The following is a 21,291-nucleotide window of genomic DNA, read 5'->3' as shown; positions in this document are numbered from 1 at the left end:
AAGCAACACAGCAAACAGGGAACGCATGGAAATCTTCTTCACAATACTCATCATGACCCTTGTGGTCTCGCTATCCGGGGTGGTTACACGCGTACTGCCCTTTCAGGTCCCCCTGCCATTAATGCAAATTGCCATCGGCGCGCTGCTGGCGTGGCCGACGTTTGGCCTGCACGTGGAATTTGACCCCGAACTGTTCCTCGTGCTGTTTATTCCGCCACTGCTGTTTGCCGATGGCTGGAAAACGCCCACGCGCGAATTCCTTGAGCACGGGCGAGAGATCTTCGGCCTGGCGCTTGCGCTGGTGGTGGTCACCGTCGTCGGGATTGGTTTCCTGATCTACTGGACGGTGCCGGGCATTCCGTTAATACCGGCTTTTGCGCTGGCCGCCGTGCTGTCGCCAACCGATGCCGTGGCGCTGTCCGGCATTGTGGGTGAAGGCCGTATTCCGAAGAAAATCATGGGGATTTTACAGGGTGAGGCGCTGATGAACGACGCCTCCGGCCTGGTCGCCCTGAAGTTTGCCGTGGCCGTAGCGATGGGTACGATGGTCTTTACCGTCGGCGGCGCAACGCTGGAATTCTTCAAGGTGGCGATTGGCGGTATTCTCGCAGGCTTCGTGGTGAGCTGGCTGTACGGCCGCTCGCTGCGCTTCCTCAGCCGCTGGGGCGGCGATGAGCCCGCTACGCAGATCGTACTGCTGTTCCTGCTGCCGTTTGCCTCTTATCTGATTGCCGAACATATCGGCGTGTCGGGCATTCTGGCAGCGGTTGCGGCAGGGATGACCATTACCCGTTCCGGCGTAATGCGCCGCGCGCCGCTGGCCATGCGCCTGCGTGCAAACAGCACCTGGGCCATGCTGGAGTTTGTCTTTAACGGCATGGTGTTCCTGCTCCTGGGCCTGCAGCTGCCTGGCATTATGGAGTCCTCGCTGGTGGCGGCGGAGGCCGACCCGAACGTTGAGGTCTGGATGCTGTTTACCGACATCGTGCTGATCTACCTGGCGCTGATGCTGGTTCGTTTCGGCTGGCTGTGGACGATGAAAAACTTCAGCGTCCGCTTCCTGAAGAAAAAACCGATGGAGTTCGGCTCGTGGACAACGCGTGAACTGCTGATTGCCTCTTTTGCGGGCGTACGCGGGGCGATCACCCTTGCCGGTGTGCTCTCCATTCCGCTGCTGCTGCCGACAGGCGATGTCTTCCCGGCACGCTACGAGCTGGTCTTCCTGGCGGCGGGCGTGATTCTCTTCTCACTGTTTGTCGGCGTGATTATGCTGCCGATCCTGCTGCAGCATATTGATGTTGGCGATTCGACCCAGCAGCACAAGGAAGAGCGCATTGCGCGTGCGGCCACCGCCGAAGTGGCGATTGTCGCCATCCAGAAAATGGAAGAGCGTCTGGCCGCGGATGCGGAAGAGAACATCGATAATCAGCTGCTGACGGAAGTGAGTTCCCGCGTAATTGGTAACCTTCGCCGCCGCGCGGACGGGCGTAACGATGTGGAAAGCTCGCTGCAGGAGGAGAACCTGGAACGCCGGTTCCGTCTGGCAGCGCTGCGCTCAGAGCGTGCCGAACTGTACCACCTGCGCGCCACGCGCCAGATCAGCAACGAGACGCTGCAAAAGCTGCTGCACGATCTGGACCTGCTGGAAGCGCTGTTGATAGAGAATCAGTAGCGCTGTTTGTGCCCCTCACCCTGGCCCTCTCCCCTTAGGGGAGAGGGAACCGATCGAGCCCAGGGGTTAGGGTGTGGGCACCCAAAACCCCTCACAACACTGCAGCCACGCCTGCGCGCTCTGCGACAAATAGACCCCTTCACGCCAGATCATGCCCAGTTGCCAGTGCAGATCGCTCTCCAGTGGGATCCAGCGCAGCGTGTTTTTATCCAGACGCTCGCAAATCGGCTGCGGCAGAATGGCAATCCCCACGCCGGCCTGCACCATCGCCGCCAGGAAATCCCACTGTCCGCTGCGTACCGCAATGCGTGGCTTGACGTTATGCTGGTTAAACAGCGTCATAAGCTGGCGGCTGAGGGCGAAGTCTTCGTTGTAGATCAGCAGAGGGTGCTCGCCGAGCAGTTCAGGCTTCACCGACTCCCTCTTTAGCCAGTCGCCGGAGCGGGGCACCAGCACGCACAGCGGGTGGCTAAAGAGCGGAAGCGTCGCAAGGCCGCTCTCTTCCTCAACGGGGAGGGCAGTCATGGCAACGTCGAGCTCGCCGTTAGTGACGGCCTGCTGGACGGTTAACCCACCAAACTCCGAAATCTTCAGCTCTACGCCGGGATAGCGCTGGCGAAACAGGCTAATCGGCCCGGCCATCATCATCCCCACCATCGGTGGAATGCCGAGGCGAAGCACCCCTTTGGTCAGATGATTAATATCGTCCAGCTCTGCTTTCAGCTGGCGGAACTCCGCCAGAATAGCCAGCCCGCGCTCGAACACCACGCGTCCGGTGTCGGTCAGCAGCAGCTTGCGCCCGTCGCGGATCAGCAGGGTACAGTTCAGTTCATCTTCGAGGTTTTTCAGCATCTTGCTGATGGTGGGCTGGGTAACAAACAACTTCTCCGCTGCGCGGGTAAAACTTTGCTGACGAACCACTTCGACAAAATAGCGCAGCGTTCTTATGTCCATGATTATTCCTCGAAACTATACCTTTGATGATTTTAATTCATTTCAGTCCACACCGTGCGCTCACTATACTGGCGCTTCGTCTCATTTTTGAGGAAAACCCCCATGGCCGTGGCGTTAAGCCGTGTTACGCCTGCCGTTGTACAACGACTCCAGGTCCCGGTTCAGGTACTGCTCTACGCGGGACTGTTTGTTTTCGCCGAATATCTTGTCGGCTGGCTCCATCTGCCGCTGCCTGCCAACCTGGTGGGGATGCTGCTGATGCTGACGCTCATCCTCTGTCGCGTGATCCCCCTTAACTGGGTGCGAGCCGGGGCGCGCTGGCTGCTGGCGGAGATGCTGCTGTTCTTTGTCCCTGCCGTGGTGGCGGTGGTGAACTATGCGCAGCTGCTGATGGTGGACGGCTGGCGAATCTTTGCGGTCATCGCGCTGAGTACGTTGATGGTGCTGGGGGCGACCGCCTGGGTTGTGGATAAAGTCTACCGGTTTGAAATCAGCAGGCACAAACATGACTAACTTTCAGATCAGCGTCCTGTGCCTGATCGCGACGCTTGGGATCTACTTTGCCAACAAGCGGCTGTATCGCCGTTTTCATGCCCTGCCGCTGATGCCGCTGGTCTTCACGCCGATCCTGCTGGTGCTGATGCTGGTCTTCGGCCATATCTCCTGGCAAAACTATATTGGTGAATCCCACTGGCTGCTGTGGCTGCTCGGCCCGGCGACCATCGCCTTTGCCGTGCCCGTTTACGACAACCTGGCGATTATCAAACGCCACTGGATGTCGCTCAGCGCAGGCGTGATTACCGCCACGGTGGTCGCGGTCTGTAGCTCCGTCTGGCTGGCGCGGCTGTTTACGCTGCCCGACGAAATTCAGCGCAGCCTGGCCGTGCGCTCGGTGACCACGCCGTTCGCGCTGGCGGCGGCTAAACCCCTCGGCGGACAGCCGGACCTGGTGGCGCTGTTTGTGGTGGTGACGGGCGTCTTTGGGATGGCGGTGGGCGATATGCTCTTTCTGCGGCTTTCTATTCGGGAAGGGATGGCCAAAGGCGCGGGGTTTGGCGCGGCGTCGCACGGCGCGGGCACGGCACGTTCCTATGAGCTGGGCCAGCAGGAGGGCGTTGTCGCGAGCCTGGTCATGATGCTGTCGGGCGTGGTAATGGTGCTGGTTGCGCCGCTGGTGGCGTGGGTGATGTTTTAAGCTCCCCGGCCAGAATGACCGGGGAGAAAGGCTTAGTGCGCGCGGCCCTGCTCAACACCGAGACCGGTTTGTGAACGGATAAACTGGGCGCGGAATTTCTCACGCTCCAGGTTACCCTCCGGCGAATTGTCGGTGGCCGAGAAGACCCAGATACCGATAAACGCCACGGCAATAGAGAACAGCGCCGGGTATTCATACGGGAAGATGGCGCTTGCGTGACCGAGGATCTGCACCCAAATGGTTGGGCCCAGAATCATCAGGATCACCGCCGTCAGCAGCCCCAGCCAGCCGCCAATCATCGCCCCACGGGTGGTCAGTTTCGACCAGTACATGGAGAGCAGGATGATCGGGAAGTTACAGCTGGCCGCAATCGAGAAGGCTAGCCCCACCATAAAGGCGATGTTTTGCTTCTCGAACAGAATGCCCAACAGAATCGCCACGACGCCCAGCACCAGCACGGTAATTTTCGAGACCTTCAGTTCATCGCGCTCGCTTGCGCCTTTGCGGAAGACGTTGGCGTAGAGGTCATGCGAAACCGCCGACGCGCCGGCCAGCGTTAAACCCGCAACCACCGCAAGAATGGTGGCGAAGGCCACGGCGGAGATAAAGCCGAGGAACAGGTTGCCGCCCACCGCGTCCGCCAGATGCACCGCCGCCATGTTGTTACCGCCAATCAGCGCGCCCGCCGCGTCTTTAAACGCCGGGTTCGCCCCCACCAGCATGATCGCGCCAAAGCCGATGATGAAGGTCAGAATATAGAAGTAGCCCATGAAGCCGGTAGCGTAGAAGACGCTCTTGCGCGCTTCACGCGCATCGCTCACGGTGAAGAAGCGCATCAGTATATGCGGCAGACCCGCGGTACCGAACATCAGGCCGAGACCAAGCGAGAGTGCAGATATAGGGTCTTTCACCAGCCCGCCCGGGCTCATAATGGCTTCCCCTTTCGGGTGGACCGCCATCGCTTCGGTGAACAGGTTATTGAAGCTGAAGCCAACGTGCTTCATCACCATAAAGGCCATAAAGCTGGCGCCGAACAGCAGCAGAACGGCTTTGATGATCTGCACCCAGGTGGTGGCGAGCATGCCGCCGAATAGCACGTACATCACCATCAGCACGCCCACCAGCACTACCGCGATGTGGTAGTTCAGGCCGAACAGCAGTTCGATCAATTTACCCGCACCCACCATCTGCGCAATCAGGTACAGCGCCACCACCACCAGCGAACCGCAGGCGGAGAGGGTGCGAATCGGTCCCTGCTTCAGGCGATACGAGGCCACGTCGGCGAAGGTGTAGCGGCCCAGATTGCGCAGGCGCTCGGCAATCAGGAACAGAATGATCGGCCAGCCGACGAGGAAGCCGAGGGAGTAGATCAGACCATCATAGCCGGAGGTGTACACCAGCGCGGAGATCCCGAGGAACGAGGCGGCGGACATAAAGTCACCCGCAATCGCCAGCCCGTTCTGGAAGCCGGTAATATTGCCGCCTGCGGTGTAGTAATCGTTACGGGAGCGCACGCGTTTCGACGCCCAGTAGGTGATGTACAGCGTCAGCACCACGAAAATCAGGAACATCACAATCGCCTGCCAGTTGGTTGGCTGGCGCTGTACCTCGCCGGTAATGGCATCCGCCGCGTGGGCGGCAAAGGGAAGTGTGGCGGCTAGCGCCGTCAGGACTCGCTTCATGATGCTTTTACCTCTTGCAGTACCGCTTTATTAAGACGATCGAATTCACCGTTCGCGCGCCAAACGTAGACGCCGGTTAGCACAAATGAAATCACGATCACGCCAATGCCAATGGGGATACCGCGCGTCACGCTGGTACCCTCGTGTAACGGGGTGCCCAGCCAGTGCGGCGCAAAGGCAATCAGCAGAATAAAGCCGACATAGATAATCAGCATGATGATGGAAAGGGTGAAGGCAAACCGTTGCCGCTTATCGACGAGCTCCCTGTAGTGCGCACTATTCTCTATCTGCTGACAAATATGGTCATTCATCACAGAGTCTCCAAAGGTAAGGTTGGTTTGTTTTTATCCCCTCTCCCCTATGGGGAGAGGGTGAGGGGAGAGGGAGAAATCACTAGGAAGGCATTGCGATGGTCTGCTTCTCTTCGAGCAGTTTTTCCACCACGCCAGGATCCGCGAGCGTTGAGGTATCACCGAGGTTGCTGGTGTCCCCTGCCGCGATTTTGCGCAAGATACGACGCATAATTTTGCCGGAGCGGGTTTTCGGCAGAGAGTCGGTCCAGTGCAACACGTCCGGCGTGGCCAGCGGGCCAATCTCTTTACGCACCCAGTTGCGCACTTCGGTATACAGCTCTGGCGACGGCTCTTCCCCGTGGTTCAGGGTGACGTACGCGTAAATCGCCTGGCCTTTAATGTTGTGCGGAATGCCCACAACAGCCGCTTCGGCAATCTTCGGATGCGACACCAGCGCAGATTCAATCTCCGCGGTGCCCAGACGGTGGCCGGAGACGTTCAGCACGTCGTCCACGCGTCCGGTAATCCAGTAATAGCCATCTTCATCACGGCGCGCGCCGTCGCCGCTGAAGTACATGTTTTTAAAGGTCGAGAAGTAGGTCTGCTCGAAGCGATCGTGATCGCCGAACAGGGTACGCGCCTGACCCGGCCACGAGTCCGTGATCACCAGGTTGCCTTCGGTGGCGCCTTCCAGCGGGTTGCCTTCGTTATCCACCAGCGCAGGCTGCACGCCGAAGAACGGACGGGTTGCCGAGCCCGCTTTCAGCTGAGTGGCGCCCGGCATCGGGGTGATCATAAAGCCGCCGGTTTCGGTCTGCCACCAGGTGTCCATGACCGGGCATTTCTCGTTGCCGATTTTCTTCCAGTACCACTCCCAGGCTTCCGGGTTGATTGGCTCACCCACGGAACCGAGGATGCGCAATGAAGAGCGGTCAGTGCCTTCGATGGCTTTATCGCCTTCCGCCATTAATGCGCGGATCGCCGTTGGCGCGGTGTAGAGAATATTGACCTGATGCTTGTCGACCACCTGACACATCCGCGCCGGAGTCGGCCAGTTCGGTACGCCCTCAAACATCAGCGTTGTTGCGCCACAGGCCAGCGGGCCGTACAGCAGGTAGCTGTGTCCGGTAACCCAGCCCACGTCGGCTGTACACCAGTAGATGTCGCCCGGATGGTAATCAAAGACGTATTTGAAGGTGGTGGCCGCGTAGACCAGATAGCCGCCGGTGGTGTGCAGCACGCCTTTCGGCTTACCGGTCGAGCCGGAGGTGTAAAGAATGAAGAGCGGATCTTCTGCGTTCATCTCTTCGGGCTGATGCTGGTCGCTCGCCTTTTCAATCAGGTCGCTCCACCACAGGTCACGCCCCTCGTTCCAGTCGATTTTGCCGCCGGTACGCTTAAGGACGATGACGTTGCTGACCGTTTTGACGTTCGGGTTTTTCAGCGCTTCGTCGACGTTTTTCTTCAGGGGGATTCCGCGTCCGGCGCGCACGCCTTCATCGGCGGTGATCACCAGTTTTGAACTGGAATCGACAATACGGCCCGCAACCGCTTCTGGTGAGAAACCGCCAAAGATAACGGAGTGGATCGCACCAATACGCGCGCAGGCCAGCATGGCTACCGCCGCTTCCGGCACCATCGGCATATAGATAGCGACCACATCGCCTTTTTTAATGCCTTTTTCCAGCAGGACGTTGGCGAAGCGGCACACGTCGCGGTGCAGTTCTTTATAGGTAATGTGTTTGCTCTGGGAGGCATCATCGCCTTCCCAGATAATCGCCGTCTCGTTTCCGCGTTCGGCAAGGTGACGATCAAGGCAGTTTGCCGCCAGGTTCAGAGTGCCATCTTCATACCATTTAATGGAGACATTGCCGGGCGCAAAGGAGGTGTTCTTCACCTTCTGGTAAGGTTTGATCCAGTCAAGGATATGACCCTGCTCACCCCAGAAGGTGTCCGGGGCGGTGATAGATTGCTGATATTTCTCGTGGTACTGCTCCGGGGTGATCAGGCAACGGTCCGCAATATTTGCGGGAATGTCATGTTTGTGTATTTGGCTCATGGCTTTTTTTCTCCTTGTAAGATGTTAATAATATGTCGCAAAAACGTTAATTGTAGGGGCTTTACAAGCTTTGTTTATTATTTGGGCTGCAGATCACGCATTGTTTGAAGAGTATGAAAATTGAGCGAATGAATCTTTGAAGGAAAATAATTTATGCTGACGATTATTCACATTTATGTTTAAAAAAGCGTTTTTATAACAAAAGGTTATTTATCAGAATTAGAACAAACTGCCGTCATCGTCGCTTTTGTGAGTGAAACGCGTCGTTCTTTAAGGCTTGCGCAACAGGTCGCGCAAATGATACTCATACGCCGCGTTAAAAAATCCCATAAACCAACGCAACACAATTCATACCCTTTCAGTATGTCTCCATATTCATGCAGTTTGAGTGAATAAGGCGCTTCATTGAGGAAGTCAGTTTCTATGAAAAACGTTAAAGTCAGCCTTGCCTGGCAGATCTTAATCGCCCTTGTGCTGGGCATCTTGCTGGGCAGTTACCTTCACTATCACAGCGACAGCCGCGAATGGCTGATTGCGAACCTGCTCTCACCGGCAGGGGATATCTTCATTCATCTGATCAAGATGATTGTGGTTCCAATTGTGATCTCGACGCTGGTGGTCGGTATTGCGGGCGTCGGCGATGCGAAGCAGTTAGGTCGTATTGGTGCAAAAACCATTATCTATTTCGAAGTGATCACTACGGTTGCGATCATTCTTGGTATCACTTTGGCGAACGTGTTCCAGCCGGGTTCCGGGATCGATATGTCGCAGCTGGCAACGGTGGATATTTCGAAATACCAAAGTACGACCGCTGACGTGCAGAGCCATGCGCATGGCCTGATGGGCACAATCCTGTCGCTGGTGCCGACCAACATCGTGGCGTCGATGGCGAAGGGCGAAATGCTGCCGATCATCTTCTTCTCGGTACTGTTTGGTCTGGGGCTCTCTTCTCTGCCCGCGACGCACCGTGAACCGCTGGTGACCGTGTTCCGCTCTATTTCCGAGACCATGTTTAAAGTGACCCACATGGTAATGCGTTACGCGCCGGTAGGGGTGTTTGCGCTTATCGCCGTCACCGTGGCGAACTTCGGTTTTGCCTCCCTGTGGCCGCTGGCGAAGCTGGTGATCCTGGTGCACTTCGCCATCCTGTTCTTCGCACTGGTGGTGCTGGGCATCGTGGCGCGTCTGTGCGGGCTGAGCATCTGGATCCTGATCCGTATCCTGAAAGATGAGCTGATTCTGGCCTACTCCACGGCAAGCTCTGAGAGCGTGCTGCCGCGTATTATTGAGAAGATGGAAGCCTACGGCGCGCCTGCCTCTATTACCAGCTTCGTGGTACCAACCGGTTACTCCTTTAACCTGGATGGTTCCACGCTGTACCAGAGTATCGCCGCTATCTTTATTGCCCAGCTGTACGGCATTGACCTGTCGCTGTGGCAGGAGATCGTCCTGGTACTGACGCTGATGGTGACGTCTAAAGGTATCGCAGGCGTACCGGGCGTTTCGTTCGTGGTGCTGCTGGCGACGCTGGGCAGCGTAGGCATTCCGCTGGAAGGTCTGGCCTTTATCGCCGGTGTGGACCGTATCCTCGACATGGCGCGTACGGCGCTGAACGTGGTGGGTAATGCGCTGGCGGTGCTGGTTATAGCCAAATGGGAACACAAATTCGATCGTAAAAAGGCGCTGGCGTATGAACGCGAGGTGCTGGGTCGTTTTGATAAGACTGCTGACCAGTAATGTAACGTTGTCTTCCCTCTCCCCTTTGGGGAGAGGGTTAGGGTGAGGGGATTTTATTCCCCGCTCAACGCATCAAACTCTTCGCACCCCGTATCAAACCCTTCCGTACAGCTCAGGTTCAACCAGTACAGTGCTTTCTGTTTATTGGGCGTGATAAAGCCTTTCTCACCCTGCCTGAACAGCATCCCAGCCCAATACTCGGCATAGCCGGTACGCGAAAGGGCTGAACTCCGCTTGAACCAGGAGGCAGCCTGCACGTCATCCTGCGCTACCTCACCGCCGTTGGCATAAATCAGCCCCAGGAGCAGTTGGGCATCGACCGCAGAGTCGCTGTCGATATCTTCGGTCGCCGTTTGCAGCAGTCTGATGGCCTGGGGATAGTCAGTTTTCCCCGCCTGAGTATTCACCAGAATGCGCGCCAGCATGATCGCACCGCGTTTGCTGCCAGCAATGTTTGCCTGTTGGGCCAGGGCTTTGGCCTGTGCGTAATCACCTTGCGTAAAGAGGATTTGCGAGAGCAACCCCATGGCGTCGACATCGCCGCCTTTCGCGGCTTTCTCGGCCCACAGCGCGGCCTGCTTGCTGTCGCCGGAGCTGAAGTACGTATCGGCAAGATAATACTGGGCGCGGGCATCGCCGGCTTCCGCCTGTTTCCGATACTGGCTGCCTATCTCATCCGCGCGGGCAAAGGACGTTAAAAACAATAACAACAGAAAAATGGCTTTCATGGACTCTTATCATCTGGGTACACGCCGCGCAGTATAATCGCGGGCGCAAAAGAAAAAAACGGGTGCATTAAGACCCCAGCATCCTACAAGCCGGGCGGAACCGTTGTTCCGCCCGTAGAGATTAGCCTGCGTTGCAGGCTAATTTTGCCGCCACCTCCTGATGCTCACTCTTTATTGAGAACTCGCAGAGCTTACCGCGAGTAATAAAGGTAAAAATCACTATCGTCAGGCAAACAATAAAGACGATGCCTAACGCAGTTTTTAATGGCGTCATGCCTTTTACTCCTTGTCAAAAAAAGAATAAGAGGCTACTCTCAACCTGTTGGGAGTTGAGGGAGTAGCCTCGGGTAAATGAAAATTTCCCGGGGCTTTCCACTTTCTGTCCCTCAACAATGCTCAAGACAGAAAGTCTTAAGCACCCGCCGCATATCTTATCTCTCTGAATTAAAATGCAAAGATGTAATTTTATTCTGCGTAAATTACATTATTTCTGCGAGCCGCTTTACAGAATAATAATTTCTATTTCTTATGAATTAATTGGAAATAAAAAGGGAGTGAATATATCACTCCCTTTATTCAACGTTCAATTAACGGCTTTAACCCATTGCGCTTTCGCGCAGTCGGGCTTTTAGCTTGTTATATTCCTCTATCACGTATTGTTCCGCCGCGTGCTGATCCGCAATCGGCTCAACGTTAACGGCGCAGTATTTATACTCCGGCGTTTTGGTTATCGGGCTTAAGTTCTCCGTCACCAGCTCGTTGCAGGCACCAATCCACCACTGGTAGGTCATATAGACCGCCCCTTTGTTCGGGCGATCGCTGACCTGCGCGCGGGTGATGATCCGCCCTTTGCGCGAGTTCACCCACACCAGGGCTTCGTCCTCAATACCAAGGCGTTCAGCATCTGCGGTGTTGATTTGCGCATAGCCCGGTTCGTCCGCCAGCGCGGCCAGCGCGGCGCAGTTACCGGTCATTGAGCGGCAGGAGTAATGGCCCACTTCACGTACGGTGGAGAGCACCATCGGATACTCGTCGGTGAGTTTATCGATCGGCGCGACCCAGTCGCAGGTGAAGAACTGCGCCAGCCCGTTCGGGGTGTCGAATTTCTCCTTAAAGAGATAGGACGTGCCTTGATCGGCCTCTGACTCATCCCTGCACGGCCACTGGATGTACCCCAGCTCACCCATTTTTTCATAGGTGGCGCCGTAGAAGTCCGGACACAGACTGCGCAACTCGTCCCAGATCTCCTGGGTGTTGTTGTAGTGCATCGGGTAGCCCATGCGGGTGGCGATTTCGCTGATGATCTGCCAGTCCGTTTTCAGATCCCACTTCGGCTCGACCGCCTTGAAGAAGCGCTGGAAGCCGCGGTCCGCCGCCGTATAGACGCCTTCATGCTCGCCCCAGGAGGTCGACGGTAAAATCACATCCGCCGCCGCCGCAGTTTTGGTCATGAAGATATCCTGGACAATCACCAGCTCCAGATCCTCAAACCCTTTACGCACTGCAGAAAGCTCGGCGTCGGTCTGAAGTGGATCTTCACCCATGATGTAGGCCGCACGCACTTCGCCATGCGCCGCGCGGTGCGGCAGCTCGCTGATGCGATACCCGGTGTGTTCCGGCAGGCTTTCCACGCCCCAGGCCTTCGCGAACTTGGCGCGGTTTTCCGGAAACTTCACGTACTGGTAGCCCGGATAAGTATCCGGCAGCGCGCCCATATCGCAGGCGCCCTGCACGTTATTCTGACCACGCACCGGGTTCACGCCAACGTGGGCTTTACCCAGATTACCGGTCAGCATCGCGAGGCTGGTGAGCGAGCGCACGGTTTCCACGCCCTGGTAGAACTGGGTTACGCCCATACCCCAGAGAATGGCGGCGGTTTTTGCCCCGGCATACATTCTGGCCGCCTGACGAATCTCCTGTGCGCTGACACCGGTTATCGCTTCGACGGATTCAGGCGTATAGCCCTCGACTATTTTCTTATACTCTTCAAAGCCTTCTGTACGGGTCGCGACAAACGCCTGGTCGTACAGGTTCTCCTCAATAATGACGTGCCCCATTGCGTTCAACAGCGCGATGTTTGAGCCGTTTTTCAATGCAATGTGCATATCCGCAATGCGCGCGGTTTCAATTTTGCGCGGATCGCAGACGATGATTTTCGCCCCATTCTGTTTAGCGCGAATAACGTGGTTCGCGACGATAGGGTGAGAATCCGCCGGGTTATAACCAAAGATGAAGACGAGATCGGTATTATCTATCTCGTTGATGGCGTTACTCATTGCGCCGTTACCGACCGACTGGTGCAGACCTGCAACCGATGGGCCGTGTCAGACGCGAGCGCAGCAGTCGACGTTATTAGTACCAATAACGGCGCGCGCGAATTTTTGCATCACATAGTTGGTTTCATTTCCCGTCCCGCGGGAAGAGCCGGTAGTCTGGATGGCATCCGGGCCATACTTGGCCTTGATGGCGCTCAGGCGCGCGGCGACGTAATCCAGCGCCTCGTTCCAGGAGACGGCTTCCAGCTTGCCGCCGCGCTCGCGGCGGATCATAGGGGTTTTCAGGCGCGGGGTAAGGATTTGGGTATCGTTAATAAAATCCCAGCCGTAGTAACCTTTCAGGCACAGCGTGCCCTGATTGGTTTTCCCCTGTGCGGCCTCCGCCCGGACGATTTTGCCGTTATCGACCACCAGGTGGATCTTGCAACCTGAGGCACAATAAGGGCAAACCGTGACGACTTTTTTCATCAGTCTGCTCCAGTTAATCGAATCGTTCGCACCCACTATGCAGCTTCTATGCCATGTTTTTTGTATGGGTATCCCCTGACTTTACGGCCCATCCGGGGTGAAAACCCTGACAAAAAGCAGTCAATCGTCAAAATTGACGTGTCGACGGGGCGGCGGATGTGACATGGGTTGAATTTCCGTCACTGAAAAAACCTTTTGACTGGAGCCGACGGCAGAATAGTTCAGACTTAACATAATCCCCTGACGGAAGCATACGATGAAACCGGCGATTCTGGTGGTTGATGACGATACGGCAGTCTGCGAACTGCTTCAGGATGTGCTGAGCGAGCACGTCTTTAGCGTGCTTGTCTGCCATAACGGCCAGGATGCACTGCGGCAGGTGCAACAGGAGCCAAATATCGCGCTGGTACTGCTGGATATGATGCTGCCGGATATTAATGGACTGCAGGTTCTGCTGCAGCTGCAAAAGCAGCGTCCGGCGCTACCGGTTGTGATGTTAACCGGCCTGGGCAGCGAGTCAGACGTGGTGGTGGGGCTGGAGATGGGGGCCGACGATTATATTGGCAAGCCGTTCAACCCGCGCGTGGTGGTCGCCCGCGTAAAAGCGGTACTGCGCCGTACGGGCGTGCTGGCTGCGGAACCCTCCGCAGCGCCCGTTGCGGGCATTGCGTTTAACGGATGGACGCTTGATACCACCCGCTGCGAGCTGAGCGATCCGCAGCGTAATCCCGTCCCCTTAACCCAGGGCGAGTATGGCCTGCTGCTGGCGCTCACGCAGAATGCCCGTCGGGTGCTAAGCCGTGACAGGCTGCTTGAGCTGACCCACAGCGAAAGCGCCGACGTGTTCGACCGCACGATTGACGTGCTGATCATGCGCCTGCGCCGGAAAATAGAGGCTAACCCGCATCAGCCTGCGCTCATCAAAACCATTCGCGGGCTGGGTTACGTGTTTGCCACCGACGTGAGCCGGCCCGAGCAGGCGGCATAAGGCTTACGTTATTGCCGGAACAATGATGGCGGCAAAAATTGCGATGATGCACAGATACTTGAGGGCGTAATAAGCCTTACGGTTTCTTTTTTTCAGACGCTGCCCCCGCTCGCGGCCCGCATGAACGTATTTAAAAATGCGGTTTATGCCGCCGGTGCTGTCATTTTCGTCATTCGGTGAGCTGGCTGCAGACATCAGCGTGGTCCCCACCCAATGGTTAACCGCCTGCGCCCAGCGCCATTTCATCGGACGCTCAATATCGCAGAAGAGAATAATGCGCGTTTGATCCGATTTATTCTCTGCCCAGTGGACGTAGGTCTCATCAAAAATAACGGCTTCACCATCCCGCCAGCTGTGGCGCTGCCCGTCGACTTCAATAAAGCATCGGTCGTCATTCGGTGTGAATAACCCCAGATGGTAACGAACCGAGCCCGCATAGGGATCACGATGCTTGCCAAGCTTTGCACCCGCCGGCAGCTCGGCAAACATGGCCGCCTTCACCGAGGGGATTTCACTCACCAGCCGGGTCGTCACCGGGCATAAAGACTGCGCGGAGGGATGGGCATCGGCATACCATTTCAGGTAAAACCGTTTCCAGCCGCGTTTAAAAAAGGTGTTAAAGCCGGCGTCGTTATTATTTTCCGCCGCCTTAATATGGTGCTGCAAACGCAGCGCCTCTTCGCGAATAATCAGCCAGTTTTCCGTCAGCTTATTTAATTCAGGAAAACGTTCTGTTTCAAAGAAAGGCTGCCTGGCGGGCAGGGAAGAAAAAGCCGTCATAAACATATTGATGGGCGCCATGAACGTCGAATGGTCGAAGAGCTGACGGGAAAGCGTCTGTTTTTCTTTGCCGCGTGAATGCGCATAAATAACGCTGATAATGAAAATACCGATGATGATGGCTGCGAACATTTTTCCCTTGTCCTCTTTCTATCTCATTTCGGAAAAGCGTGCGGACAAAGTGCTGCCCACGCCGAATATGCCAGATGGAGAGAGTGTAGTTCGGAGATGTAAAATTCATAGATCTGTAATGAAAAATCGCAATTATTGTTAAATTAAACACTCTCGCGAATAAACGCCTGCAGCTCGGCCAGCGTTTTTGCGCCATCAATCGCATTGGCGGCCAGCAGGCTTGCTCGCGCGCAGGCGTGCGCCAGATAAATACTCTCTGTTAGCGGCAGCGATTCATGGCAGCCGTATAAAAAGCCTGCGCAAAAGGCATCGCCCGCGCCGACGCTGCCGATAATCTCTTCCTGCTCCAGCATCCATGACGGGATCCAGCGACCCTCTTCACCATGTGCTTCTCCCCATGCGCCTTCCGGACAGTGGATCACCACCCGCTGGCGTACCCCGGCCGCCAGCAGCTGCGCCGCGGCGTCGGCGATATGGGCAACGTGCGGGGCGTCGTTTTCGTCACGCATTGTCAGGCCGCTAAACTCACCGGCCTCCAGCTCGTTAATGACCAGATAGTCGAGATGGCGCAGGGCAGGGAGCACCAGCGGCTGATAGCGTGGGTCGCCCTTGCGGGAAACCAGATCGAGCGACGTTTCATACCCCTGGTCGCGCATCTGCGCCAGCAGCCGCGCGCTGCGGGTGCCAAATTCGTCATCGGGCATATCCAGGCTGTCGAGCAGCAGGAGATAGCCGAGATGGAAGATCTTCATCGATCCGTCTAAGCGATCGAAGGCGGGTAGATCCAGCAGGCGGTTGGCCCCCGGCGAGTGGAAAAAGGTGCGCTGTCCGCTGGGATCGGTCATCACCTGCGACATGGAGGTTGGCGCAAATGTGGTGCGCTGAACGCGCTGGCGGTTGACGTGGTACTGGTCGAGCATTGCCAGAATGTAGTCCCCGTCGCCGTCTTCGCCAATCAGCCCCACCGCCTGCAGCGGCAGGCCAACGTGCATTTTCGCCAGCGTCAGCAGGACGTTGAGCGGCGCGCCGCCGGTTGAGCGTTCGCTGTGGGTGATTTCCGCCAGCCAGCCGCGCTCTGGCCACTGCACGATCTGGTGGACGTGGTCCACCAGCATATTGCCTGCGGCGATGATGCCTTTACGTTCCATTATGCCTGCCCCGCGCTGCCGAAGATGCGCATCTGTTCGGCGACCGTATCCGTAATCGCCTCTTCTATCCCCAGCAGCAGCTCGGCAAACTCGTCGTACAGCGGCTGGCGGTTAGCCATGCGCTGCTCCACGGCGGCGAGCGCGGCCTGCGACATCCCGGTATAGAAATTGATTTTATGAATGCCCAGCTCGATGGCGCGGCGGAAGTCAGCATCGCTAATCCCGGAGCCGCCGTGTAAAACCAGCGGCAGCCCCGTCTGCTGGCGAATGGCGTCCAGGCGCGGGAAATCGAGCTTCGGCTCGCCTTTATACTTGCCGTGCGCGTTGCCGATGGCGACGGCCAGCGCGTCGATGCCGGTTGAATCAACAAATTCGCGCGCCAGCTGCGGATCGGTGAAGAAGGCTTCATCCGCATGTCCGTAAAGCGAGCCGCCTTCATCGCCACCGACCGCGCCCAGCTCCGCCTCCACCGACACGCCGACCGCGTGGCACATTTTCACCACTTCCCGCGTCTGGCGGATGTTTTCCTCGTAGCTCAGCGTAGAGCCGTCGAACATCACCGAGCTGAACCCTAAGCGCAGGGCGCGCACGACGGCGTCAAAATGCAGGCCGTGGTCGAGGTTGAGCACCACGGGAATATCGTGACGGGCGGCTTCGAACTTAACCGCTTCGACAAGAGAATCCAGCGACACGTACTTAAAATGCACTTCGGCGATGTTGATGATAAACGGCGAGCGTTCCTGTTTTGCGGCGGCGAACAGCGCGCGCAGGAAGTGGGAGTCGAGCACGTTAAACGCGCCCAGCGCGTAGCGGTGCTGTCTGGCGTGCGCAAGACCGTCGGCAAGAGAAATTAATGGCATTATTTACCCCTTATATCCGAAACAGGTTGTACTCGTTGCACAGCACCAGCAGCGCCGGTTCGTCTTCTTCGATGTTGTTATAGCGGGCAACGGGCTGCAAAAAGTGGTTGTCGTGTTCATCGTCATTGACCGAGGACACTTCCCCGACCAGCACGTCACCGAAGCCGCGTTCGCCCCAGAAACTGTGGTAAAGACCGGGCGTCAGGCAGATGCTTTCCCCTGGTGTGAGGCGTAGCTGGCTGCCGGGCGCGTGGGTCTGACGGCAGCCGTCGACGGTGACCGTCACGTCGGTGTTTTCCGTCTCTTCATGCGCCCCGGCATTCCACAATTCTACAATCAGGTTCCCGCCGCCCCGGTTGATAATGTCTTCTCGCTTACGCCAGTGAAAATGCATCGGCGTCACCTGGCCGTCGCGCACGTGCATGATTTTTTCGGCATAGCATTTTTCATAAGGTACGCCGTTGGGCGAGCCGTTGCGCAGGGTAAACAGCGTCAGGCCCTCTGCGGCAAAGCTGTTGCCGCCGAACGCCGTCACGTCCCAGCCGAGCCTGAGATCGAACACTTCCTGCCACGCGGCCTGGTCAAGCTGCTGCCATTTTGTTGGCGGAAAGCTGGCAAAAGGCGGGAGATGCACGTCGTGCATGGAAAAGAACTGTCGCGTGTGGCCGAGAATTTCATTGATGTCGGAGCGTTTCATGGGGACTCCTTGAAAACAGTTCCCTCTCCCTGTGGGAGAGGGAAAAGGATCATTTAACCGTCCACCCCTTATACGTGCCGACGTTCTTTTTATCGATCATCGTCACCGGGATCAGCACGGGCTCTTTCGGCGCAGGTTTGCCCTGAAGAATGCCATAGCCGATCTCCACCGCTTTTGCCGCCATAACCTGCGGATCTTGCGCCGGGGTCGCGACAAACAGGGAGTTTTCGCGCTTCAGCGCTTCCTCACCGTCCGGGCTGCCATCCACGCCGACAATAAAGAACTCATTGCGCTGCGCCTGCTTCGCGGCCAGATCGGCGCCGATCGCGGTCGGATCGTTAATCGCAAACACGCCGTCGATCTTCGGATTGGCCGCCAGCAGGGAGGTCATGACTTCCAGGCCGCCTTCACGACTGCCTTTGGCGTTCTGGTTATCCGAGAGCACCTTGATATCCGGATGTTTTTTGAACTCCGTCTGGCACCCTTCCACGCGGTTTTGCACCGCTGAGACCGGCGGTCCGTTGATGATCACCACGTTGCCTTTCCCTTTCAGGCGGTCAGTAATGTACTTACAGGCCATCTCACCCGCCTGGGTGTTATCGGAGGTGATGGTGGCATCAGCCCCTTCCGCCGCGACGTCAACCGCCACGACCACAATCCCGGCGTCCTTCGCGCGCTTCACCGCCGGGCCGATCCCTTTGGAGTCCGCGGCATTGAGGATGATCATGTCCACCTTCGCGGCGATGAAGTTGTCGATCTGCGCCACCTGCTGGCCCAGATCGTACCCGCTGGAGACCAGCGTCACCTTGACGTTATCCCCCGCCAGCTTGCGCGCTTCCAGCTCGGCACCTTTGGTGATCTGCACGAAGAACGGGTTAGCCAGGTCACCCACCGTCACGCCAATGGACTTCAGATCTTTCGCCTGCGCAAACGGCGTTGCGGCAAGCAGCGCGCCAGCACAGAGCGCGGTTACTAACGGTTTCAAACGCATCTTGTCTTCCTCACTCGTAGGGTATTGTTGTTATGCACTTTGATGATGTCGGGTACGGTATTTGTCGATCAGCACCGCAATGATGATCACCGCCCCTTTGATCACCAGCTGCCAGAAGTAGGAGACGCCCATCAGCGTCATGCCGTTATTGAGGGTGGCGATGATCAATGCGCCGACCAGCGTGCCGGTGATCGTGCCGATCCCGCCGACAAAGCTGGTGCCGCCGAGGATCACCGCTGCAATTGCATCCAGCTCGTAACCCGTGCCGAGGTTGCCGTTAGCGCTGTACAGGCGTGAGGCGCTCATGACGCCGCCGAGGCCGGAGAGCAGGCCGCTCATGCCGTAGACAAACAGCAGCACCAGCCAGACCTTGATGCCCGTTAAGCGCGCCGCCTGCATGTTGCCGCCCACGGCGTAGATGTGAACGCCGAGCGTGGTGCGGCGCAGGATGAACCAGCACACCGCAATGACCGCAAGGGCAATGACAACCAGCCAGGGGATCGGGCCGAGATAGTTATTGCCGATCCACTCGAAGTTGATGTTGGAGTTAATGACCGTCGTACCGTCGGCCAGCAGATAGGCCGCGCCGCGCAGCGCCGTGTAGGTGCCAAGCGTGACGATAAACGGCGGCAGCCTGGCAAAGGCCACCAGCGCCCCGTTGAACAGGCCCAGCACCATGCCGAGCATTAGCGCGGCCGGAATGGACAGCCCGGCGAATTCGGGAATGAGCGACACCACCATCGCCGCCACCGCCGTGGTGCCGAGAATCGACCCCACCGAGAGGTCAATCCCGCCGGTCAGGATAATGAAGGTCATTCCCGCCGCGAGCACGATGTTGATCGACGCCTGACGGGTGATATTGAGCAGGTTGCTCTCGGTAAAGAAGTTCGGGGCGATAAAGCCAAATACCGCCACAATCAGGATAAGAATCGGCAGGATACCGACCGTTTGCATCAGATCGCTCATCAGCATTTTTTTTGCGGAAGCGGATTTCGCCACCTGCTGCGGACTGGTTGAATGTGTCATGGTTACACCGCCTGATGATGAGTGTCGTTTACGCCGGTTGCCAGCGTCATGATGTTTTCCTGAGAGATGTCGCGCCCGTGGAGCTCGCCCGCAATGCTGCCTTCCCGCATCACGTACACCCGGTCGCTCATCCCCACCACTTCCGGCAGCTCGCTGGAGATCATTAAAATTGCCACCCCTTTGCGGGCCATTTGGTTCATGATGCGGTAGATCTCGCTTTTCGCGCCGACGTCCACGCCGCGCGTGGGTTCGTCCAGAATCAGAATGCGTGGGCCAATCGCCACCCAGCGGGAGATGAGCAGCTTCTGCTGATTTCCGCCGGAGAGCCCGCCCGCGCGCACCTGAGCATGGGGCACGCGGATGTTAAGCAGGGCGATGGCGTCATCGGAAATCGACTGCGCTTTTTTGCGGTTTAACATGCCGAAGGTGGCGTCGCGCTCAAGCGTCGCCATGGTGATGTTCTCCTGCGCCGCCAGCTCCAGAAACAGCCCCTGCTCCTTGCGGTTCTCGGTGAGAAAACCGATGCCGTTTTCGATGGCCGCGCGCGGGGAGTGGATCACCACCGGCTCGCCGTCGACCTCAATCATGCCGCCGGTGGCTTTACGCACGCCGAAGATGAGCTGCGCCAGCTCGGAGCGTCCGGCCCCCACCAGGCCCGCCAGCCCGACGATTTCGCCGGAACGCACCTGCAGGCTGCACGGCTGTACTTTTTTACCGTCGGTGAGGTGGTGGACGTTGAGACGCGGGCTGCCGAGGGGGATATCACGCTCCTTGTTGAACAGGTCGCTTAGCGGGCGGCCCACCATCATCTTCACCAGTTCCGACGCGTTCAGCTTGTCGCGCGTCAGGCTGCCGACGTACTGCCCGTCGCGTAGAACGCTGACGCGGTCAGAGAGTTCATAGACCTCCGCCATGCGGTGGCTGATATAGATGATCGCCATCCCTTCATCGCGCAGGCGCAAAATCAGTTCAAACAGGCGATGCGTTTCCCGTGAGGAGAGGGCTGCGGTGGGTTCATCCATCACCAGAATGCGGCTGTTGCGGTGCAGCGCGCGGGCAATTTCCACCTGCTGCTGTTCGGCAATGGTCAGCTTCATCACCCGATCGGTGGCGCTGAACTGCGCGCCGAGGCGGTCAATCACCGCCTGCGCCTGGGCGGCCATCTCCTTGCGCTGGACCAGCCCGCCGCGCGACAGCTCGCTGCCGAGGAAGATATTTTCGGCTACGGTCAGATTGGGCGCGAGCTGCATCTCCTGATAAATCAGAGTGATGCCTGCGGCCAGCGCATCTTTCGGCCCTTTAATATGAAATGGTTGACCGTCGATCAGGATCTCGCCGCCGGTTGCGGTATAGGCCCCCGCGAGGATTTTCATCAGCGTGCTTTTTCCCGCGCCGTTTTCGCCCATCAGGGCGTGGATCTCACCGGGAAACACCGTCAAATCCACGCCCTTGAGCGCGTGGAAACTGCCAAACGTTTTGGCAATGCTGCGCATCTCTAATACCGGGGTTCTGCTCATGGCGGATCTCCTGTGAATGCCGATTTCTGCACTTCATCACAGGTGCGTAAATGCAAAATGTCAGAAGCTGTTCATATTTGTCATAGTT

At 57.4% G+C, this 21,291-nt stretch carries 19 protein-coding genes; 5 read left to right on the top strand and 14 right to left on the bottom strand.

What is annotated here, in order from left to right:
- Positions 1-25: 25 nt before the first annotated feature.
- Positions 26-1,672 (top strand): Na+/H+ antiporter, encoded by a 1,647-nt coding sequence (locus tag AC4IBF_RS20200; protein WP_008503391.1) that lies wholly within the window; start codon positions 26-28, stop codon positions 1,670-1,672.
- Between the two features lie 66 nt (positions 1,673-1,738).
- On the opposite strand, the gene AC4IBF_RS20195 is transcribed toward AC4IBF_RS20200, so the two are convergent.
- A complete protein-coding gene (locus AC4IBF_RS20195) occupies positions 1,739-2,626 on the bottom strand; it encodes a LysR family transcriptional regulator (RefSeq protein ID WP_115876908.1) in 888 nt (295 codons plus the stop codon).
- A gap of 102 nt (positions 2,627-2,728) precedes the next feature.
- Between AC4IBF_RS20195 and AC4IBF_RS20190 the strand changes: the two genes are divergently transcribed.
- Together AC4IBF_RS20190 and AC4IBF_RS20185 are read left to right on the top strand one after the other, a co-directional pair.
- Complete coding sequence (locus AC4IBF_RS20190) at positions 2,729-3,139, top strand: CidA/LrgA family protein (protein WP_021242769.1); 411 nt, start codon at positions 2,729-2,731, stop codon at positions 3,137-3,139.
- Positions 3,132-3,821, top strand: coding sequence for an LrgB family protein (locus AC4IBF_RS20185; protein WP_024906731.1), 690 nt, complete (start codon positions 3,132-3,134; stop codon positions 3,819-3,821). Before AC4IBF_RS20190 ends, AC4IBF_RS20185 begins: the two co-directional genes overlap by 8 nt.
- Before the next feature lie 32 nt (positions 3,822-3,853).
- Here AC4IBF_RS20185 and actP read toward each other — a convergent pair whose 3' ends face one another.
- The 3 genes from actP to acs form a co-directional block, all read right to left on the bottom strand.
- Entirely contained in the window at positions 3,854-5,503 is a 1,650-nt protein-coding gene (gene actP / locus AC4IBF_RS20180; RefSeq protein WP_274241769.1) for a cation/acetate symporter ActP, read from the bottom strand.
- Positions 5,500-5,814: a DUF485 domain-containing protein gene (locus AC4IBF_RS20175; protein WP_008503396.1), complete on the bottom strand. Its 315-nt coding sequence runs from the start codon at positions 5,812-5,814 to the stop codon at positions 5,500-5,502. The genes actP and AC4IBF_RS20175 overlap by 4 nt, the downstream gene beginning before the upstream one ends.
- 82 nt (positions 5,815-5,896) lie before the next feature.
- Positions 5,897-7,855 (bottom strand): acetate--CoA ligase, encoded by a 1,959-nt coding sequence (gene acs / locus AC4IBF_RS20170; protein ID WP_136196015.1) that lies wholly within the window; start codon positions 7,853-7,855, stop codon positions 5,897-5,899.
- Positions 7,856-8,278: 423 nt separating this feature from the next.
- On the opposite strand from acs, the gene gltP reads away from it, so the two are divergent.
- A complete protein-coding gene (gene gltP, locus AC4IBF_RS20165; protein ID WP_024906735.1) occupies positions 8,279-9,592 on the top strand; it encodes a glutamate/aspartate:proton symporter GltP in 1,314 nt (437 codons plus the stop codon).
- Positions 9,593-9,645: 53 nt separating this feature from the next.
- On the opposite strand, the gene AC4IBF_RS20160 is transcribed toward gltP, so the two are convergent.
- The 3 genes from AC4IBF_RS20160 to fdhF all read right to left on the bottom strand — a co-directional run bounded on the left by AC4IBF_RS20160 (position 9,646) and on the right by fdhF (position 13,064).
- Positions 9,646-10,320, bottom strand: a complete 675-nt coding sequence (locus tag AC4IBF_RS20160) for a tetratricopeptide repeat protein (protein WP_115876905.1) — start codon at positions 10,318-10,320, stop codon at positions 9,646-9,648.
- 121 nt (positions 10,321-10,441) lie between these two features.
- Complete coding sequence (locus AC4IBF_RS20155) at positions 10,442-10,594, bottom strand: Hok/Gef family protein (protein WP_059386360.1); 153 nt, start codon at positions 10,592-10,594, stop codon at positions 10,442-10,444.
- 322 nt (positions 10,595-10,916) lie between these two features.
- Positions 10,917-13,064 carry a formate dehydrogenase subunit alpha gene (gene fdhF, locus AC4IBF_RS20150; RefSeq protein WP_133293596.1) on the bottom strand — a complete coding sequence of 716 codons (2,148 nt, stop codon included), beginning with the start codon at positions 13,062-13,064 and terminating at the stop codon, positions 10,917-10,919.
- A 256-nt stretch (positions 13,065-13,320) separates the two neighbouring features.
- Between fdhF and AC4IBF_RS20145 the strand changes: the two genes are divergently transcribed.
- A complete protein-coding gene (locus AC4IBF_RS20145; protein ID WP_133293597.1) occupies positions 13,321-14,052 on the top strand; it encodes a response regulator in 732 nt (243 codons plus the stop codon).
- Between the two features lie 3 nt (positions 14,053-14,055).
- On the opposite strand, the gene lpxO is transcribed toward AC4IBF_RS20145, so the two are convergent.
- The 7 genes from lpxO to AC4IBF_RS20110 all read right to left on the bottom strand — a co-directional run bounded on the left by lpxO (position 14,056) and on the right by AC4IBF_RS20110 (position 21,203).
- The gene (lpxO, locus tag AC4IBF_RS20140; protein WP_115876902.1) at positions 14,056-14,964 is read right to left on the bottom strand and encodes a lipid A hydroxylase LpxO; all 909 of its coding nucleotides are present in this window, start codon (positions 14,962-14,964) and stop codon (positions 14,056-14,058) included.
- Between the two features lie 143 nt (positions 14,965-15,107).
- A complete protein-coding gene (locus AC4IBF_RS20135) occupies positions 15,108-16,112 on the bottom strand; it encodes a carbohydrate kinase family protein (RefSeq protein ID WP_111964190.1) in 1,005 nt (334 codons plus the stop codon).
- A complete protein-coding gene (locus AC4IBF_RS20130) occupies positions 16,112-16,972 on the bottom strand; it encodes a ketose 1,6-bisphosphate aldolase (RefSeq protein WP_136196018.1) in 861 nt (286 codons plus the stop codon). The genes AC4IBF_RS20135 and AC4IBF_RS20130 overlap by 1 nt, the downstream gene beginning before the upstream one ends.
- 10 nt (positions 16,973-16,982) lie before the next feature.
- Entirely contained in the window at positions 16,983-17,669 is a 687-nt protein-coding gene (locus tag AC4IBF_RS20125) for a D-lyxose/D-mannose isomerase (RefSeq protein WP_133293599.1), read from the bottom strand.
- Between the two features lie 49 nt (positions 17,670-17,718).
- Positions 17,719-18,660, bottom strand: a complete 942-nt coding sequence (locus AC4IBF_RS20120) for an ABC transporter substrate-binding protein (protein ID WP_491463066.1) — start codon at positions 18,658-18,660, stop codon at positions 17,719-17,721.
- 30 nt (positions 18,661-18,690) lie between these two features.
- Positions 18,691-19,686, bottom strand: coding sequence for an ABC transporter permease subunit (locus AC4IBF_RS20115; protein WP_491463065.1), 996 nt, complete (start codon positions 19,684-19,686; stop codon positions 18,691-18,693).
- A 2-nt stretch (positions 19,687-19,688) separates the two neighbouring features.
- On the bottom strand, positions 19,689-21,203 hold the full coding sequence (locus AC4IBF_RS20110) for a sugar ABC transporter ATP-binding protein (protein ID WP_487165684.1): 1,515 nt from the start codon (positions 21,201-21,203) through the stop codon (positions 19,689-19,691).
- Between the last annotated feature and the right edge of the window lie 88 nt (positions 21,204-21,291).

It is taken from the genome of Enterobacter sp. Taxon_8 (assembly GCF_058354585.1).
This window is presented reverse-complemented; position numbering and strand designations above follow the sequence as displayed.

Coding starts and splice junctions, on each gene's coding strand:
- AC4IBF_RS20200 (WP_008503391.1), top strand. CDS start 26: ATGGAAATCTTCTTCACAATACTCATCATGACCCTTGTGGTCTCGCTA.
- AC4IBF_RS20195 (WP_115876908.1), bottom strand. CDS start 2,626: ATGGACATAAGAACGCTGCGCTATTTTGTCGAAGTGGTTCGTCAGCAA.
- AC4IBF_RS20190 (WP_021242769.1), top strand. CDS start 2,729: ATGGCCGTGGCGTTAAGCCGTGTTACGCCTGCCGTTGTACAACGACTC.
- AC4IBF_RS20185 (WP_024906731.1), top strand. CDS start 3,132: ATGACTAACTTTCAGATCAGCGTCCTGTGCCTGATCGCGACGCTTGGG.
- actP (WP_274241769.1), bottom strand. CDS start 5,503: ATGAAGCGAGTCCTGACGGCGCTAGCCGCCACACTTCCCTTTGCCGCC.
- AC4IBF_RS20175 (WP_008503396.1), bottom strand. CDS start 5,814: ATGAATGACCATATTTGTCAGCAGATAGAGAATAGTGCGCACTACAGG.
- acs (WP_136196015.1), bottom strand. CDS start 7,855: ATGAGCCAAATACACAAACATGACATTCCCGCAAATATTGCGGACCGT.
- gltP (WP_024906735.1), top strand. CDS start 8,279: ATGAAAAACGTTAAAGTCAGCCTTGCCTGGCAGATCTTAATCGCCCTT.
- AC4IBF_RS20160 (WP_115876905.1), bottom strand. CDS start 10,320: ATGAAAGCCATTTTTCTGTTGTTATTGTTTTTAACGTCCTTTGCCCGC.
- AC4IBF_RS20155 (WP_059386360.1), bottom strand. CDS start 10,594: ATGACGCCATTAAAAACTGCGTTAGGCATCGTCTTTATTGTTTGCCTG.
- AC4IBF_RS20145 (WP_133293597.1), top strand. CDS start 13,321: ATGAAACCGGCGATTCTGGTGGTTGATGACGATACGGCAGTCTGCGAA.
- lpxO (WP_115876902.1), bottom strand. CDS start 14,964: ATGTTCGCAGCCATCATCATCGGTATTTTCATTATCAGCGTTATTTAT.
- AC4IBF_RS20135 (WP_111964190.1), bottom strand. CDS start 16,112: ATGGAACGTAAAGGCATCATCGCCGCAGGCAATATGCTGGTGGACCAC.
- AC4IBF_RS20130 (WP_136196018.1), bottom strand. CDS start 16,972: ATGCCATTAATTTCTCTTGCCGACGGTCTTGCGCACGCCAGACAGCAC.
- AC4IBF_RS20125 (WP_133293599.1), bottom strand. CDS start 17,669: ATGAAACGCTCCGACATCAATGAAATTCTCGGCCACACGCGACAGTTC.
- AC4IBF_RS20120 (WP_491463066.1), bottom strand. CDS start 18,660: ATGCGTTTGAAACCGTTAGTAACCGCGCTCTGTGCTGGCGCGCTGCTT.
- AC4IBF_RS20115 (WP_491463065.1), bottom strand. CDS start 19,686: ATGACACATTCAACCAGTCCGCAGCAGGTGGCGAAATCCGCTTCCGCA.
- AC4IBF_RS20110 (WP_487165684.1), bottom strand. CDS start 21,203: ATGAGCAGAACCCCGGTATTAGAGATGCGCAGCATTGCCAAAACGTTT.